The 15212-nt window shown below is 50.8% G+C and carries 9 protein-coding genes; 5 read left to right on the plus strand and 4 right to left on the minus strand.

Going from position 1 to position 15212, the window contains the following annotated elements:
* Positions 1-4: 4 nt before the first annotated feature.
* Positions 5-3334 carry a SusC/RagA family TonB-linked outer membrane protein gene (locus F5984_RS23505; RefSeq protein WP_246169334.1) on the minus strand — a complete coding sequence of 1110 codons (3330 nt, stop codon included), beginning with the start codon at positions 3332-3334 and terminating at the stop codon, positions 5-7.
* Positions 3335-3486: 152 nt separating this feature from the next.
* Here F5984_RS23505 and F5984_RS23510 point away from each other — a divergent pair, with 152 nt between their 5' ends.
* From F5984_RS23510 to F5984_RS23530, 5 genes are all read left to right on the plus strand, one after another.
* On the plus strand, positions 3487-4191 hold the full coding sequence (locus F5984_RS23510; RefSeq protein ID WP_152126664.1) for a FadR/GntR family transcriptional regulator: 705 nt from the start codon (positions 3487-3489) through the stop codon (positions 4189-4191).
* A gap of 100 nt (positions 4192-4291) precedes the next feature.
* Positions 4292-5218 carry a carboxypeptidase-like regulatory domain-containing protein gene (locus tag F5984_RS23515; protein ID WP_152126665.1) on the plus strand — a complete coding sequence of 309 codons (927 nt, stop codon included), beginning with the start codon at positions 4292-4294 and terminating at the stop codon, positions 5216-5218.
* Between the two features lie 118 nt (positions 5219-5336).
* A complete protein-coding gene (locus F5984_RS23520) occupies positions 5337-6542 on the plus strand; it encodes a sialidase family protein (RefSeq protein WP_152126666.1) in 1206 nt (401 codons plus the stop codon).
* Between the two features lie 5 nt (positions 6543-6547).
* A complete protein-coding gene (locus tag F5984_RS23525; RefSeq protein ID WP_152126667.1) occupies positions 6548-7744 on the plus strand; it encodes an AGE family epimerase/isomerase in 1197 nt (398 codons plus the stop codon).
* A 395-nt stretch (positions 7745-8139) separates the two neighbouring features.
* The gene (locus tag F5984_RS23530; protein ID WP_152126668.1) at positions 8140-9762 is read left to right on the plus strand and encodes a hypothetical protein; all 1623 of its coding nucleotides are present in this window, start codon (positions 8140-8142) and stop codon (positions 9760-9762) included.
* Between the two features lie 383 nt (positions 9763-10145).
* Here F5984_RS23530 and F5984_RS23535 read toward each other — a convergent pair whose 3' ends face one another.
* The 3 genes from F5984_RS23535 to F5984_RS23545 all read right to left on the minus strand — a co-directional run bounded on the left by F5984_RS23535 (position 10146) and on the right by F5984_RS23545 (position 14821).
* Entirely contained in the window at positions 10146-11390 is a 1245-nt protein-coding gene (locus F5984_RS23535) for a DUF4153 domain-containing protein (RefSeq protein WP_152126669.1), read from the minus strand.
* A 792-nt stretch (positions 11391-12182) separates the two neighbouring features.
* Positions 12183-13688, minus strand: coding sequence for a replication initiation protein (locus tag F5984_RS23540; RefSeq protein ID WP_152126670.1), 1506 nt, complete (start codon positions 13686-13688; stop codon positions 12183-12185).
* Between the two features lie 773 nt (positions 13689-14461).
* Entirely contained in the window at positions 14462-14821 is a 360-nt protein-coding gene (locus F5984_RS23545; protein ID WP_152126671.1) for a hypothetical protein, read from the minus strand.
* Positions 14822-15212: the final 391 nt, after the last annotated feature.

Genomic DNA, 15212 nt, shown 5'->3' on the forward strand with positions numbered 1-15212 from the left:
CGGATTAAAGAGACAACGTAGCACCCATGGTCACGACGCGCGGCAGCGGGAACCGGCCAACGTCGTTGCCGCCCGTTTCGGGGAATGTTCCGTTGTAGCGGGTGAAATACGCCAAGTTCGAGCCGGTCAGGAATACGCGGAGGCTCTTCACTCGGTCGCGGGTGAGCCGGGTTGTCAGGGCGGGCGACATATCGTAGCTGAGGGTCAACTCGCGCATGGCCAGGTAGTTGCCTTTCTGCCAGAAGTTGGCCGGTGCCGTGGTTCCGCCCCCCGCATCGAGGAAGTAGTTGCGGCCGTAGTTGGCCCAGTAGTAGCGGGGCAAGGTGCCGTTTGGCGTATCGGGCGACCAGGTTTGGGTAACATCCACCGGTCCGTTTTGCGAACCCTGCACCTGCGACATACCCCGCAGATACATCTGATTCGCAATCACAAAGCCGAGTGAGTAATCAAACTGCCCGAACAACGTGAACCCTTTCCACTGCACCGTTGAGGAGAAACCACCCTGAATAGTCGGCGTGGTGCGGCCTACAAAGACAAAGTCGCGGTAGTCGAGGGTATCGTTGCGGTCTACGTCGCGCCAGCGGGCGTCGCCCAGCAGTTTAATCCGCTTGTTGGTGTACGGCAGATACGTGTTTACGAAGTTGGCGCGGGCGTCAATTTCAGCCTGGGTTGTGTAGATACCGTCGTAAGCCGGGGCCCACACTTCGTCGAGACCAATGCGCTTGCCCTCCTGCAAACCGGCTACCCACGCCAGCTTACCCGTAGCGGGATCGAAGGCCTGAATGGCGCTTTGACGGTTCCGCTCCAGCCCGTTGTTTGGGAGTTTTACGGCGTAGTTCTTCACATGGAAGAGATTGGCCCCTACTGTCCACGACAAGCCTCCGGCCCCTTCCGGCTTCAGGATGTTGGCCCGTACTTCCAGCTCGATACCCCGGTTTTGCAACTGCCCGTTGTTGGTCAGGTAGGCACTGTAACCCGTCCACGACGGAATGGGCAGCGTGCTCAGTTTGTCGTACACATTCCGGATAAAATAGTCGGTCAGAATAGTTACCCGGTTGTTCAGCAAGCCGAGGTCCAGACCAAAGTTGAGCGTGTTGGCCCGCTCCCAGCGCAGGTTGGTATTGGCAATGCTGCCAGCGGCAAAGCCCGGCTGCCCGTTGTAAATACCCACGCTGCCGTACTGCGGAATGGTGGCATAATCACCCAGCGGGGTAATGCTGCCGTTTTCGCCCCAACTGATGCGGGGTTTTACCGTAGACACATACCGGTTCAGGCCCGACTTGGCGAAGAAATCTTCGAAATGCAGGTTCCAACCGAGCGACAGACCGGGGAAGAAACCGTACCGGTTGGTGGTTAGCTTGGAGGTACCATCGTAGCGGGCGTTGAGGGTCAGCAGGTAGCGGTTGTCGTAGTTGTAGTTGACCCGACCAATACCCGATGCCAGCCGTTGCCAGCCCGAAAAGGCCGAAAAGGGAATCCCGACGGCATTGGTCGAAGCCGAGAGCCAGGGAATAAAATCGGTAGCGGCTAAGCTCGCCGATGCGCCATACTCGTACTGCCGAAATTCGTAGAATTCAGCTCCGCCCAGCACCGACACATTGTGTTTGCCCAGCGTTTTGTCGTATTGCAAAAATCCGTTGTACTGGTACTGACTCGTGCGCACATTGCTGAACGACGCGTTACGGTTGTTGATGAGCGCCCCGCCCGTTCCCGATATGTATGCTTTGGTGAAGCTGTCGTTGCCGGTGTATCGGTAAAAACCCGATGCCGATCCGAGCAGTTTCAGGCCCGGCATAATCCGGTATTCGAGGTTCAGCCCCCCGCTGTAGCGTTGTTCGCCGGTATTGTTGATGAATTTATCACGCAGATATAGCGGATTGCCCAGGGTGCTGCCATCCACACCGGGCAGAATTGCGCCCGTGAGGTCGTGCGTGAAACGGGCCGTTGGGGCAATGCCCGTAAACCGTTGCACCACGCCCCCGTTTACGCCCCCACCGCCATCGGCCGAGAGGTACGAGGGTGTCGATTGGGTGCTGTAGCCCGCGAGGTTGAGCGACACCGTCAGGTTTTTACCGACGTTAAGCCCCCCGTTGAAGTTCATATTCAGGCGTTTGAAACCCGACCCGATCAACATCCCCACGTCTGACAGGCTCCCGACACCCAGGGCAAAATTGCCCATGTCGTTGCCGCCCGAAACGTTCAGGTAGTGTTCGTTCAGATTGCTTTGCTGCAAAATCATGTCTTCCAGCTCCCGCTGACTCACCGAGCGGTAAATCAGACTATCCATCTGCGCCGGGTTGAACGGGTTTTTGTCCACCAGCAGTTTGTATAGCGGATTGCTCAGCAGGCCCCGGTTGGCATTGTTTACCTGTTGGGTCGAGTAGCGGCCGTCGGGGGCGGTCCAGCCTGAGTTGGTACCCCAGCCCCAGGCCCCGGCCAATTGGTTGCGGGCGTTGTTCATCTCGGCCGTGTTGTTGTCGGCACGGGCGGCTTCAAAGCGGGCTCCCAAACCGCGCCGGTTCCAGCGGATATAATCCTCGGCACTCATGTATTCGAGCGGGTTGCGCCGGATGTAGTTCGTGGCACGTTTGTAGCTATACGTTACCTGCGTACGGCCTTTTTTGCCTTTGCGGGTCGATACGAGCACCACACCGTTGGAAGCCCGCGCCCCGTATATGGCCGTTGAGGCTGCATCCTTGAGCAGGTCCATCGACTCCACGTCTTCCATGTTAATACCAAACAGAGACGGCACAATCACCCCATCGACCACAAACAAGGGCGAACCCGCCCCGCTGAAGTCGGTGCCACCCCGGAACGAAATAGCCGGGGTTGAGCCGGGTTGTCCGGTTGTTTGCTGCACCCGCAAACCGGGCACCGCACCTTGCAAAGCGGTGGCAACGTTGGTGCGGGGTACCGATTTAAACACGGCCGGGTCGACGGTAGCAACCGAGCCTGTGAGTGTCCGGCGGCTTTGTTGCCCGTAGCCCACCACCACTACTTCGTCGAGGCTTTTACTGCTCTCGGCCATCAGAACGGTGAGGGTGGTTTGGTTGCCCACGGCTACCTCCTGCGTGGTCATGCCGATCATCGAAAACACCAGCACATCGGTTGATCCGGCACTGATCGAAAACCGGCCTTCAGCGCCCGTCACGGTGCCGCGCGCCGTTCCTTTCACGGTTACGTTCACGCCCGGCAGCGGTTCCGATAGTCGGGCATCTTTTACAAGGCCCTCCACCTGCCGGACTTGTGCCCCTGCCAGGAAGCTCCCCAACAGAGCTATAATAAGTATGACATAACGCCCCAAGTGCGCTCGTCTGGTAAAGATTGTGTCCATAAACATTCGTACCAATTGATTATGTATTACCTGACAAAGGTATTATGTATGATTTAATACTTCAAAATAGTCGTAGAAATTTTATTTAAGCCGGTTATTTTTGAATTTTACATATTCATTCTACTTTTGCCATAAATCAAGTAATACATAATATGGATTACGCAACCATGAATGACGATCTGCGGCTTGGCGAACAGACATCACTGGTCGACAAAGCCGAGACTGATTTGCTCGACTTTTTTCAGGATAGGCAATACAAAATCGGAGATGTGATTCCGAAGGAGGTGGAATTGGCCACGCAATTGGGCGTTAGCCGGACGGTGGTACGGGAGGCCCTGCAACGCCTACGGATGCGGGGGATGGTCGATACCAAAAAGAAGCGCGGTACCGTGATTACCAATCCCGACCTGCTGTCGTTGCTCGAAAAAACGATGTACCCCGGTATTCTGGACGACGAAACGCTGCGCGACATTTTTGAGCTGCGCATGGTTCTCGAAATTGGCATGGGCGACCTGCTGTTTGAGCGCATCACCCAACGCGACATTGACGAGCTGTACGCCATTGTGGCCAACGAGCCCACCAATACCGAAGAAACCCTGTTCAACGCCGAGCAGGAGATTCTGTTTCATGGCAAATTGTACGAGATTACGGGCAACCGAACCCTCAAGCGGTTTCAGCGGATGTTGCTACCCGCCTTCGAATACGTTCAGCAAAGTGGGCTTCTGAAGAAACAGGTGCAGCGCAAGAAGTTCGTCTCGCACCGGGGCCTCGTCGATGTACTGCAACACGGCACGCCCGAGACGTTCCGCAACGCCATGCGCAACCATTTCGAAAATCATTTCCAACGCCTGTTCTGACATTCGCCATGATCCGTCCCCTACTGTTTGCTTCGGTTCGATCCGGCGACTTGACGGGTAAGCCGTAGAGCGGGGACCAAAACCCGTTGGGTCTTTTCGGATGAACTACGTTTTTCTTTTGGTTTTCAGTTGGGTGTCACTGGGAAGCTGTTTAGCCCAATACACTCTCAAAGGGGTTGTTCTCGACAGTGCCAACAGTCGGCCTTTAGAGTACGCCAGTGTGGTCAATCTTTCGCTAAACAAGATTGCTTTCACAGACGAAGAAGGCCAGTTCCAGCTGGTAGTCAACTCGAAATCTGATAGAATCCAGATTACGAACATGGGGTATAATCCTCGTACCGTGATGGGATTAACAGAAGGTCAGTCTGTTAGAGTCCTCCTAACCGAAGCCCCAATTCTGATCGAGGAGGTATCTGTCCGCAAACGAAACGTACAGAAGCGATCTGTAGAATTAGGTTTCCATAACGAGGAAACCTACAGTACGAACCCGGGGCCGGGTGGCGAAATATCCACTACGTATGCCGTGTTTATCAAAAACGCCCAAAGTATCGATGGCCTAATCGACAGAGCCTATTTCAAATTGGGCAAATACGTAATTGGACGAAATGGTTTCTCTAAAGCACGTGTCCGAATATTTAGTGTCAATCGAAACACGGGTTTACCGGAAACTGACTTACTCCGTGAGAATACGATAGTTCGCATCAATCCATTTAGTCAATCATTTTCTATTGATTTAGAGAAACTTCGCATTCCATTTCCCAACGAAGGCGTCTTTGTCGGGCTCGAATTTTTCTGCTACACTGAGCGTAAACCCACGGGAAAGGGTCGTTACGCGATCAAAACCAATTGTCCGCACATAGCCGTCACAAAAATGAAAAATTACAAAGAAGTCGGCGGGTGTTTTTATCACGTGTACGACTTCGCCAAACGAACCTGGCAATGGGTTGATATCTCGGCTGGTGACTATTCCAAAGCGTTTGTAAACCAGGTCTGGAAATTTGGAATCAAGGTCAGCTATTATGATTAGCGTTGGTCAAGAGCGTTGAAAGCGATTAGTACTGACGGCTTTCCAATTACGGTCCACGGTCTGGTTTTGACGCTTTCCACCCCATGTCTTGAATTCCCCATGTTTAATTTCTTCAACTATGATCCGTCCCCTACTGTTTGCTTCACTCCTGTTGATCAACTGCCGACCTCCGCAGCCCGCAGCAGTTAGCCAAACAAACCTCCCTGTTTCAATCAGCACAACGCCACCCGACGAGGTCGCTGTGTTCCGCAATGGCGACGAAGGCTACGGCTGTTACCGGATTCCGGCCGTTGTGAAAGCCCCCGATGGCGCTCTGCTGGCTTTTGCCGAGGGTCGGCGTACCGATTGTGGCGACTTTGGCGATGTGGATATTGTCTTGCGCATTAGCCGCGACAACGGCAAAACCTGGGGTCCACAAACCCTCGTGGCCGACTACGGCACCGCGCAGGCAGGCAACCCCGCCCCGGTGTTCGACCTCACCGACCCGCGCTACCCGGCCGGGCGGCTATTTCTGGTGTATAACACGGGCGTAGCTTCGGAATCGGACGTGCGCAATGGGAAAGCCATTCGGGAGGTTTGGTACAAAACAAGCACCGACGGTGGCAAAACCTGGTCGGCCCCGGTGAATATCACCACGCAGGTGAACCGCCCTAACAAACCAGCCGTGAATCCGGCGTATGCGTTTGCCGACGACTGGCGTTCGTACGCCAATACGCCCGGCCACGCCCTCCAACTGGCCAAAGGTAGCTACCGGGGCCGCCTGTTTGTGGCTGCTAACCACTCGGCCGGGGCTCCACAAAGTGCCTTCCGCGATTACCGCGCCCATGCGTTCTACTCCGACGACCACGGCCAAACCTGGAAACTCTCGCCCGATGTCGACTACGCGGGGGGCAACGAGAGCACAGCCGCCGAAACATCGGACGGGGGCGTGTTGATGAATATTCGGAATCAATCGGGCGATGTGAAAAGCCGGCTGATGGCCTGGTCGCCCACGGCGGGTGCGGCCTGGAACCCGGTGGTGGTTTCGAGCGACCTCCCCGACCCCGTTTGTCAGGGTTCGATGGTCAACTACCAAACCACCGAAGGTCGTTCGGTGCTGCTGTTTAGCAACCCCAATAGCCAAACCAAACGCGAGAAACTAACCGTGCGCTACAGCACCGACGACGGAAAAAGCTGGTCGCGGGGCCGGGAGGTGTACAGCGGCTCGGCGGCCTATTCCGACCTGGTTGTACAGGCCGATGGTCAGATTGGGGTTTTGTACGAACGCGACAATTACACCCTCATCACCTACGCCCATTTCCCCTACACCTGGCTGACGCAATAACCCTCATGACCAACGATCTTTCTTCATACGCCCCACTCTACCGCGATGCGCTGCTGAACGATGTGATCCCGTTCTGGCAGACCCACTCCATCGACCGGACGCATGGCGGGTTCTTTACCTGCCTCAACCGGGATGGCAGCGTGTTCGACACCGATAAGTTTATCTGGCTGCAAGCCAGGCAGGTCTGGACGTTCGCCATGTTGTACAATCGACTCCCCCACTTCCCGGCCGAACAACGGGAAAGCTGGCTGGCTACGGCGCAGCATGGTGCCGATTTTCTCCAGAAATTTGGGCAGGCAAAGGGAGCGAACCTGGCCGATAACCCCTGGTACTTTTCGCTCACGCAGGATGGCCGCCCACTCGTGCAGCCGTACAACATTTTTTCGGATTGTTTTGCGACGATGGCCTTTGGGCAACTGTCGCTCGCAACGGGCAATGAGCAGCAGGCCCAGCTGGCTGAGGGTACCTTCCGGCAGATTCTGGCCCGGCAAAACAACCCCAAAGGCCAATGGAGCAAAGCCGTTGACGGCACGCGCCCATTGAAGAACTTCGCTCTGCCGATGATTCTGTGCAACCTGGCCCTTGAAATCGAGCATCTGCTCGACCAATCGCTGGTGGAGCAAACCATTGACCAATGCATCCACGAGGTGATGGATGTTTTCTACGACCCGACGTTGGGTCTGATTCGGGAAAACGTTACGCCCGAGGGGCAGGTCTCCGACTCGTTTGAGGGACGTTTGCTCAACCCCGGCCACGCGATTGAAGCCATGTGGTTCATCATGGATCTGGCCCGTCGACGCAACGACCGGAGCCTGATGGAACGTGCCGTCAAGATTACCCTCGATACGCTCAACTACGCCTGGGACAACGAATTCGGCGGGATTCTGTATTTCATGGACGCGAAGGGCTACCCGCCCCAGCAACTCGAATGGGATCAGAAACTCTGGTGGGTACACGTCGAAACGCTCATCAGCCTGCTCAAAGGTTATCGACTCACGGGCAATACCGACTGCCTTACGTGGTTTGGTCGGGTACACGACTACACCTGGGCGCACTTCCCCGACCCGGAACATGGCGAGTGGTTTGGCTATCTCAACCGCCGGGGCGAGGTATTGTTGCCCCTCAAAGGCGGTAAGTGGAAAGGCTGCTACCACATACCCCGCGCATTATTTCAATGCTGGCAGTTGCTGGAGGAGAAATGAGCGTACGGGCAGTACGGGCAGTTGTGAAAACATAAGCACGCTGATGATAAAAGGGGCCGTTTTAGCGGCCCCTTTTTTATTGAATTCACCCAAAGAAATTACCTAAAATTAGCGTGAGTTATGGATAATACGCACTACAAAATCCCTGTTCTACAAGTAGTTGCTGACGCAAGGGCCTTCGACAGGCTCAGGCTGACGGGCAGCTCACAAATTTGCGGTCAGCCCGGACCGCGTGCGGTTGAGCCTGTCGAAGGCCCTTGCGTCAGCCATTATGCATAATTCACGTTAAAATTACTGCTAAACAAAAATTTAAGACATGGATAAGACGGGTTTGTTTGCGCAACGGTCCGGCTTTTCGACTAACGGGTAAATCACCTTTAAACCACCCGATAACCATGTCAACACAAGCCTTTTTTACCGAAAATACCCATCTGGTCGAAGCCATCAACATGCGGGATAAACTGCTTACGCTTTCGCCCGAAAAACTCTACCCGTGGTGGCGCCGACCCTGCACCGTTAAACTCCTGCTGCTCACTGATGGGATCCTCGATTTCGGGCTGGGCGACTTCGGCCTGGCTACGTTTGTATCCATCCTGGCTAATGACGGCCGGGCGTATGTCGATTTTCAGATTACGATTGCCCACCGGGGAAACAACGTGGGCAACCCCAACGTGGCGGTTCACCGAAGTATTCCGAATTTCCGCTTTACAGATGGAAACCACTTCAACGACACGATGTACGATCAGGTCTGGCTGTTTGGCATTGACTCGTCGGCGCAGGGCCTCTCCGACGCGGAACTGGTTATTCTGAGTACGTTTATGAACAAAGGCGGGGGTGTGTTTGCCACAGGCGATCACGGCGAGCTGGGTCGGGCCTTGTGCGGATCGGTGCCCCGAGTGCGTAAAATGCGGCTTTGGACTAACTCAGCCGGTAACGTAGGGATGCAGGACGCCAACCGAAACGATACCAACCGCATCGGCCACGATGCGGGCTCTCAATTTGATGATCAGTCTGACGATGTTCCGCAGGAAATTCAGCCCCGCCTGTACTCCAGCGCATTGGGCGGCTTTCTGCGCGAAACCTACCCCCACCCTATTTTGTGCAGCCCGCTGGGCCGTATTCGGGTACTGCCCGACCATCCGCACGAGGGTCAATGCGTTGAACCGACTGACCTGAGCGGCAATTATGAGAAAGATGGCACTCCGGAGTTTCCGATGGGTATAGGCCCCGAAATTATCGCCTACTCCACCGTTTTGGCCGGTAGCACCGCTGGTACCAAACAGGCTACGCAGGCGCAAACATTTGGGGCTATTTGCGCCTACGACGGCCACCTGGCTAATATCGGTCGTGTCGTGACCGATTCTACCTGGCACCATTACGTAAACGTCAACCTGATTGGGGAGGTCTCCGAACCTGATACCAACATCAAAGGGCGCGGTTTTCTGGCTTCAGCAACCGGGCAACAACACCTGGCTCAAATCAAGCACTACTACATTAACACAGCCGTTTGGCTTTCGCGTCCCGGCAACCACAGCTGCTTTCGGTCGCGGCTGATCTGGCAATTGTTGTTTGAGCACCGGGTCATGGAAGCCACCATGGATAACCCTGCCCTGCGCTTCGAACGAATCAGCCCGTCGTTGCTCTACAGCATTGGTACGCACGCAACGGATGTTCTGGGAAAGAAAGCGAGTCAGTGCCGGCGATTGCAACTCTTGATCGATATTATTCAGCCCATTTTGCCCGACCTTATTCCGCATATTGACCCGTGGCAGAACGCGCGCAAGCAGGAGGTCAATCCTCCACTTCCATTTTTCGACGTTAACCCGTTACTGGCCATGGCCATGGGCGGTGGATTGGTGCGCCTGCGCGACAAATACATAAACGACAATCTGGGTGATCCGAATCGAATTGAATCCAAGGAGATTTTGGCCCATTTTGAGGAAGGGGCCAAACGGGGGCTTGAGGTGGGGCTCAAAGAACTAAACACCGAGATTCGTAAGTTCAGCGCCCTACGTTAAACGAATGCAGTTTGTTCTTGGCCGTTAACCTGTTCGGGGTTAGCGGCTTTTTTATATTTCATTAGTCTATATAGTCTATTAATTTAAATAAATGCTTTGTCTGAAATACTTTAGAGTATGCATTTTGTCATGCTTCCTTCGTCAGCATGACAAAATGCACGCCAACATATAACCTAAACTACTTTAGGCGACCTACTTAAATAGTACAAAGATTAAAGAAAGAGCACGCAGATAGCCGTACCAATTCACTTACATTTGGGCGTTTTTTGAGTTTTAAAATTTCCCTTTAAAACCAAAACAGGCATCCTCACTTGTAGAAGATGCCTGCCTTTTTTTATGCACATCGACCTCCGGTCAGGGACCATGGCCAATCACTCACGAAACTATTTAAACCCGAATAGTACCGGAAAAATAAACACAACCACCGCACTCCACAGGCTGTAAACCGGCAGGAATAACGCAATAGAACGGCCTACCAACGATACGTCAGATTTTCGGGTGAGCGCCCTAAACAAATGGAAAGCCACAATAAACAGGTGTATGAGCATCAATAGATTGGCTCCTAATACCGCGGCCCGGTTTGGTGTGATTCCCCACTCAGAAATTCGAAACAACACCGCCGATAAAACCACCCCATTTACCAAAATGGTAACGGCTGAAAGCAGGAAGAGAATAAGAACCTGCGTTGCATTTTTGTTCTCCGTGTGGCTTCCTGTGACCGAAAAGAAAATAAGCGCCATTACGCCAACTAATAATGCATTGAACAGCAACAGGAACTCCCGATCGTGGTATGGATCTTTACCCGAAAACAACGTAGCAACCAGATAAACCACCAGCATGACCAGCACAACGGGGCTAAACAGATTTGCAATCAAAGGCGAGACCTTGTTGACAATTGCAGGCTGAGTTTGGGTGAAAAAGGTAGCGACTAAAGGGAGCGCCGATGCACCAAAGACCACTACATACCCGAAGTACACTTCCTCAATGTTTACCCCAATCAGCCTGAACAGGTTAATCGTAATAGCCGTAACCAGTACACCCGATATAACCAGCAGGGCTGTCATAACTACCAGATTCCCGTTGTATTGCAAAAATCCGAGACGGCTCTGCCAATCCGTTGGTCGACCCTCCCCAAACGTAAAGCCGAGTATAGACCATAGCCAGAACGGCAGGTGAATACAAGCCAAAACGAGTGTATCGCTCACCTTATTCTGGGGCAAGTAGTTGATGTAAATGAGGGAAAGCAGAAAAATACCCGCCACCATCGCAATTACTTTAGCCGATACCCCCTTTTTCCAGGCGAAATAGGCCGTCAATGCCGGAAACACAATGAACCCTATGTTACGCGTGTAAAAGAATTCCTCGTCTAGCGAAAAGAGATCAGGAAACTTGGCAAGCGTTCCTGCCAGTAAAGCGGCAATGATCACAAACAGCCGTTCGGCAGGCGTCCCCCAGGTTGTGTCTTCACCTTCAAAGTTCAAGCGCTGATACCAACCTTCGGTTAGGGGGTTGTTGGCTAACTGCGGATATAACTCGTTAAAGGCAACCTTAAATGAAGGACGGTTTTCACGGTATAGCCTTTCTAATTGCCGCGGATTGTTCTGGTTTAAAATTATTTCGTCGCGCATAGCATAATGGGTAAAAGTTGTGTAATACGGTTAGTTACAAGTTTACAGTGGTACTTACTTTCTTCATGTACTCAGATATGCAGCCGGTCACCTGCCGATTGATACGTAATCAAGCAATACTATACCGGCAAATATAAAAGTACTTTGTAATGCAAAGCTACAAGTCGTTTTGATAATTCCATGACATCGTAAAAAAATATTTGGCTTGCCACAGCCGACAAAACCGACTGGGGTTCCGTCATAGCTCCCCCCCTGCGCAACTGTCAGTACTCACCGGTTTAACACAGCATTTGTGGCATACGCACTCCCGATAGGACAGGCTGTCCTATCGGCTCTTTGAAGTTCATTCAATTATGTTGAACATGTATTTGCATCGATAGGACAGGCTGTCCTATCGCATCGAGATCTTACTTAAGTTTCAGTATATATTTTTTTCAGCTGAGCGCATACAGTAGTTAATCTACTTAATACATTTACCATAAATACTATTTTATAATCCTTCACAATCGCCCTATCATTATGGTTAAACCTATTAAGGTTTTTTGTATTGCTACTAAGGATAGATTATGCTCAAAAACCCCAAAAAGTATTTAATAAGTACTTTTTGGGGTTTTTGTAAAACTTTTCAAGAGAAATCGTAGTAACTCATCCCAATCTACTTACTATTACTGGCTACGATATAGAGCCCATATTAGGTCCCTCCTACTCTATTTTCTAATAAGCATTCTGGTGATCATGCGCAGCATTTGTCCAGCGGATACGTCATGCGCGACAGCTGAATTAAACCCAGCGCTATTTCACAAAATACGGGTTGTTCTTATCATCAAACTCGATGCGGGTATTGTAATCTCGCTCGGCAATCCGCTGCAGGGTCATGCGTCGGTTATAGGCAGTGAAATTATTGACCCAGTAACTACCGATTTCATATTTGGCAACCTCAGTCGGTTCACCGTCGGCACTAAAGAATACTTCGTTGCCTTCGTGCGTGTCCCAGAGTTGCTTTAACAACGGATTCCGTTGTTCGTCAGAGATTTGTTCGTACACCTGCAAAAAGTACTGGTATTCCCGACTTTCGAAATAGGTCAGAATTTCCTGCATTCGCTCTTTGTCCTGTTGCTCCTGCTTCTTACTGTTGAGCTGCTCCAGTTCACGTTGCCGCTTCTCTTCCTTACGGCTTTCGTAACCAGCATAACGCCCAAACACTTCGGGCGTAAAAAAAGCGACACTCCGAACCCGGGCCTTCGTGTCGATTACCCCATGAAATGCATCAATCACCGCTTGCTTACCATAAGCAGCCACGTACCCTTCAATCAGCAACTTACTGGCAATGGCATCGGGACGGTCATCAATGTTTATTTTCTTAAACAACTCAAAAAGCTGCGTAAACTCTGCCGACGTCAACTCAACCGAGACCGGCTCATTCTTGACTGGTTTATCGTCAACTACTTCGTACTCGGTGTCAATCTCCAGCTCCTGAATAAGTGGTGCACCGGGCAGTGCCGGTGCTTTACCCTTCCCTTTTACCTTTGACTTGATAAAAAAGATCAACCCGGTAACTCGTGGTTTAGCCCCATCCAGATTTTGCCCGGTTTTCTGGTACGACAGCTGAATATCAGTCTTGTTGTTGATCTCGTCCAGGGCCGGCATGAGCACGTATTTTTCGAGTGCTGCAAATCGCTGATAACCCGAGGTGTTATAACCAAAGTTTTCTTTGAAACGAATCAGGGTGGTTTCGTAGCGACCATAATTCGACCAGGCCTTGAAAAAAGGATACAGCTTCAACGCCTGCGCATTCTGGAGCTTGTGCACATTGCGCTTGAAAAAACCAAAGTTCCCTTTTTCTTTAACGTCCAGAATTACCTTGACCAGTTTCTCATGTACTTGCACCTGAATGGTGCTGCTGTTACGATCATGCGTTGAGAAGGCAACTATAGGGCTTCGATGTTCGCCTTTTTCGTCGCGCCATTTCAGGATAGTCGTCTGTAGGGTCTCAATGGACGTAATCAGATGCTGATAATTACGCGTCTTCTCCGCCCCTATTTCTTTCAGGAAATCCTTGATGACAATATCAATCGTGATATTTTGGTTATTGGCCACCCCAAGCAAGTGTTCTGGCTTCAGCTGCGACACAATCTCGTAGAACACTTTGGGCGTGTAAATTTCTGTGATTGTCTTTTGCTCTGACTTTGAGATGTTCCGTACAAACTTGGGACTCGCCAGCGGATTATTCATAATGATATAATCCGGGTTTTGCTGAAGAGCCTCTATCTCTTTACGGTTGTCGGGGGTCTCGCTCATATCTAAAACAGCTGGGCCAAGCGGGCACTACGCAAATCTTAATGTAAGAATAGCGAAATTTCTTACATTATGTTCTGTTTTGTTAGGCAAAGTGCAATAAACCGCCTTAAAATTCTTATTTAGAGTAGGCGAGATTGCAAATTCGGGCAGAAATTGTTGTACCAATGGACTTACATTACCCATAATAGTATTTATATAGCACTATTAACGTATTTTTTACGTACTATTATTTTAAGCTTTATCCTTTGTCGTAATAAGTTTTGGTGGTTCAATTTAATTAAGTCTACCATATCCTTGCCACTCTACTATTACTCCGGCCCTATTTTTCATTTCCCAAAGTACTTACATTACGTCCCAATGTACTTACACTGTGTCCCAAAGTACTTACATTTCTGTACCAATAGACTTACATTCTTGTACCAATGGACTTACATTACGTACCAATAGACTTACATTCTTGTACCAATGGACTTACATTTCTGTACCAATAGACTTACATAATATGCTTGTAATAAATTGATTATCAAGGTGTTTGGAGGGGTCTAAAAAGCTTTATTAAAAAGCTTATCTAAAAACGTTTTTAAAAAACTTAATAAAAAACACACACTAAAAAATGAATCGTGTGTGTGTGTTCTTCTAAATAATAGAAGAGGAAATACTTTTCCTCTTTTCCTTTCCCCCCGTTGCGCGGCCCCCCCAATGGTTTTTCTCCTTTTCAATTAGTACTACTTAGGTATGAAACGTTGAGTGGGCAAATTTGAAGGAAGCAGTCATCAAATGATGGGCGGAAAATCAGCATCGATAATGATGGGAGTAGCCGGTGGCGGTGTGCCCGCACCTGTGTCTGTACCTGTATGTGGGGTGGTGTCGGCTAACCGGCGCATATACGTCATTTGACAAAGGGCAAAGACTTTTTCTGGTGGGAGATTATAGGTCATCGCGAATTTATTAATATTCTCGATGGTAAGGCCGTACATGTGTTCCCGCTTCAGTTTAAACCAGTGCGAGCGACTCACCCCGAAGGCTTCCATTGCTTTCACCTGTTTGATGCCCATAGCGTCGATGAATTCGAGGATATCCTGATACAAAGGCGGAGCGGGAAAGCCAGGTTTTGTACTGAAGTTCGTTCGCATGGCAGACATTGAAAATAACTTTTAGAATGAAAAACGGCCGAATTAGTTGCGGTCCGGATGCCCGTATACAAACTCGGCTGTGCATGTAAAATAAGCAAAAATGGGCCTGACATGAAAGATTAGCCGGTATTATGCCGCTTTATATTGACACGTACACCACTATAATATAGGGAAAGTAAGCTGATTAGGCCTGGTAAAGCTAGCCCGTTTTTTTTAGCCCCATTCAGACACGGTAAAGGAGTTAGAGATTACGTATGGGGTATATGAAGAACGTAAGTTCACGATAGGACAGCCTGTCCTATCGTGAAATCTTGCGGTAGAAGTAGTTAGACACTGTAAAAATTATCCGATAGGACAGCCTGTCCTATCGGAGGCTCAGGTGCGTTGCTTG

This window comes from Rudanella paleaurantiibacter, from assembly GCF_009184635.1.
In the GTDB taxonomy this organism is placed as follows: domain Bacteria; phylum Bacteroidota; class Bacteroidia; order Cytophagales; family Spirosomataceae; genus Rudanella; species Rudanella paleaurantiibacter.

Coding starts and splice junctions, on each gene's coding strand:
- F5984_RS23545 (WP_152126671.1), bottom strand. CDS start 14,821: ATGCGAACGAACTTCAGTACAAAACCTGGCTTTCCCGCTCCGCCTTTG.
- F5984_RS23520 (WP_152126666.1), top strand. CDS start 5,337: ATGATCCGTCCCCTACTGTTTGCTTCACTCCTGTTGATCAACTGCCGA.
- F5984_RS23505 (WP_246169334.1), bottom strand. CDS start 3,334: ATGGACACAATCTTTACCAGACGAGCGCACTTGGGGCGTTATGTCATA.
- F5984_RS23540 (WP_152126670.1), bottom strand. CDS start 13,688: ATGAGCGAGACCCCCGACAACCGTAAAGAGATAGAGGCTCTTCAGCAA.
- F5984_RS23510 (WP_152126664.1), top strand. CDS start 3,487: ATGGATTACGCAACCATGAATGACGATCTGCGGCTTGGCGAACAGACA.
- F5984_RS23530 (WP_152126668.1), top strand. CDS start 8,140: ATGTCAACACAAGCCTTTTTTACCGAAAATACCCATCTGGTCGAAGCC.
- F5984_RS23525 (WP_152126667.1), top strand. CDS start 6,548: ATGACCAACGATCTTTCTTCATACGCCCCACTCTACCGCGATGCGCTG.
- F5984_RS23535 (WP_152126669.1), bottom strand. CDS start 11,390: ATGCGCGACGAAATAATTTTAAACCAGAACAATCCGCGGCAATTAGAA.
- F5984_RS23515 (WP_152126665.1), top strand. CDS start 4,292: ATGAACTACGTTTTTCTTTTGGTTTTCAGTTGGGTGTCACTGGGAAGC.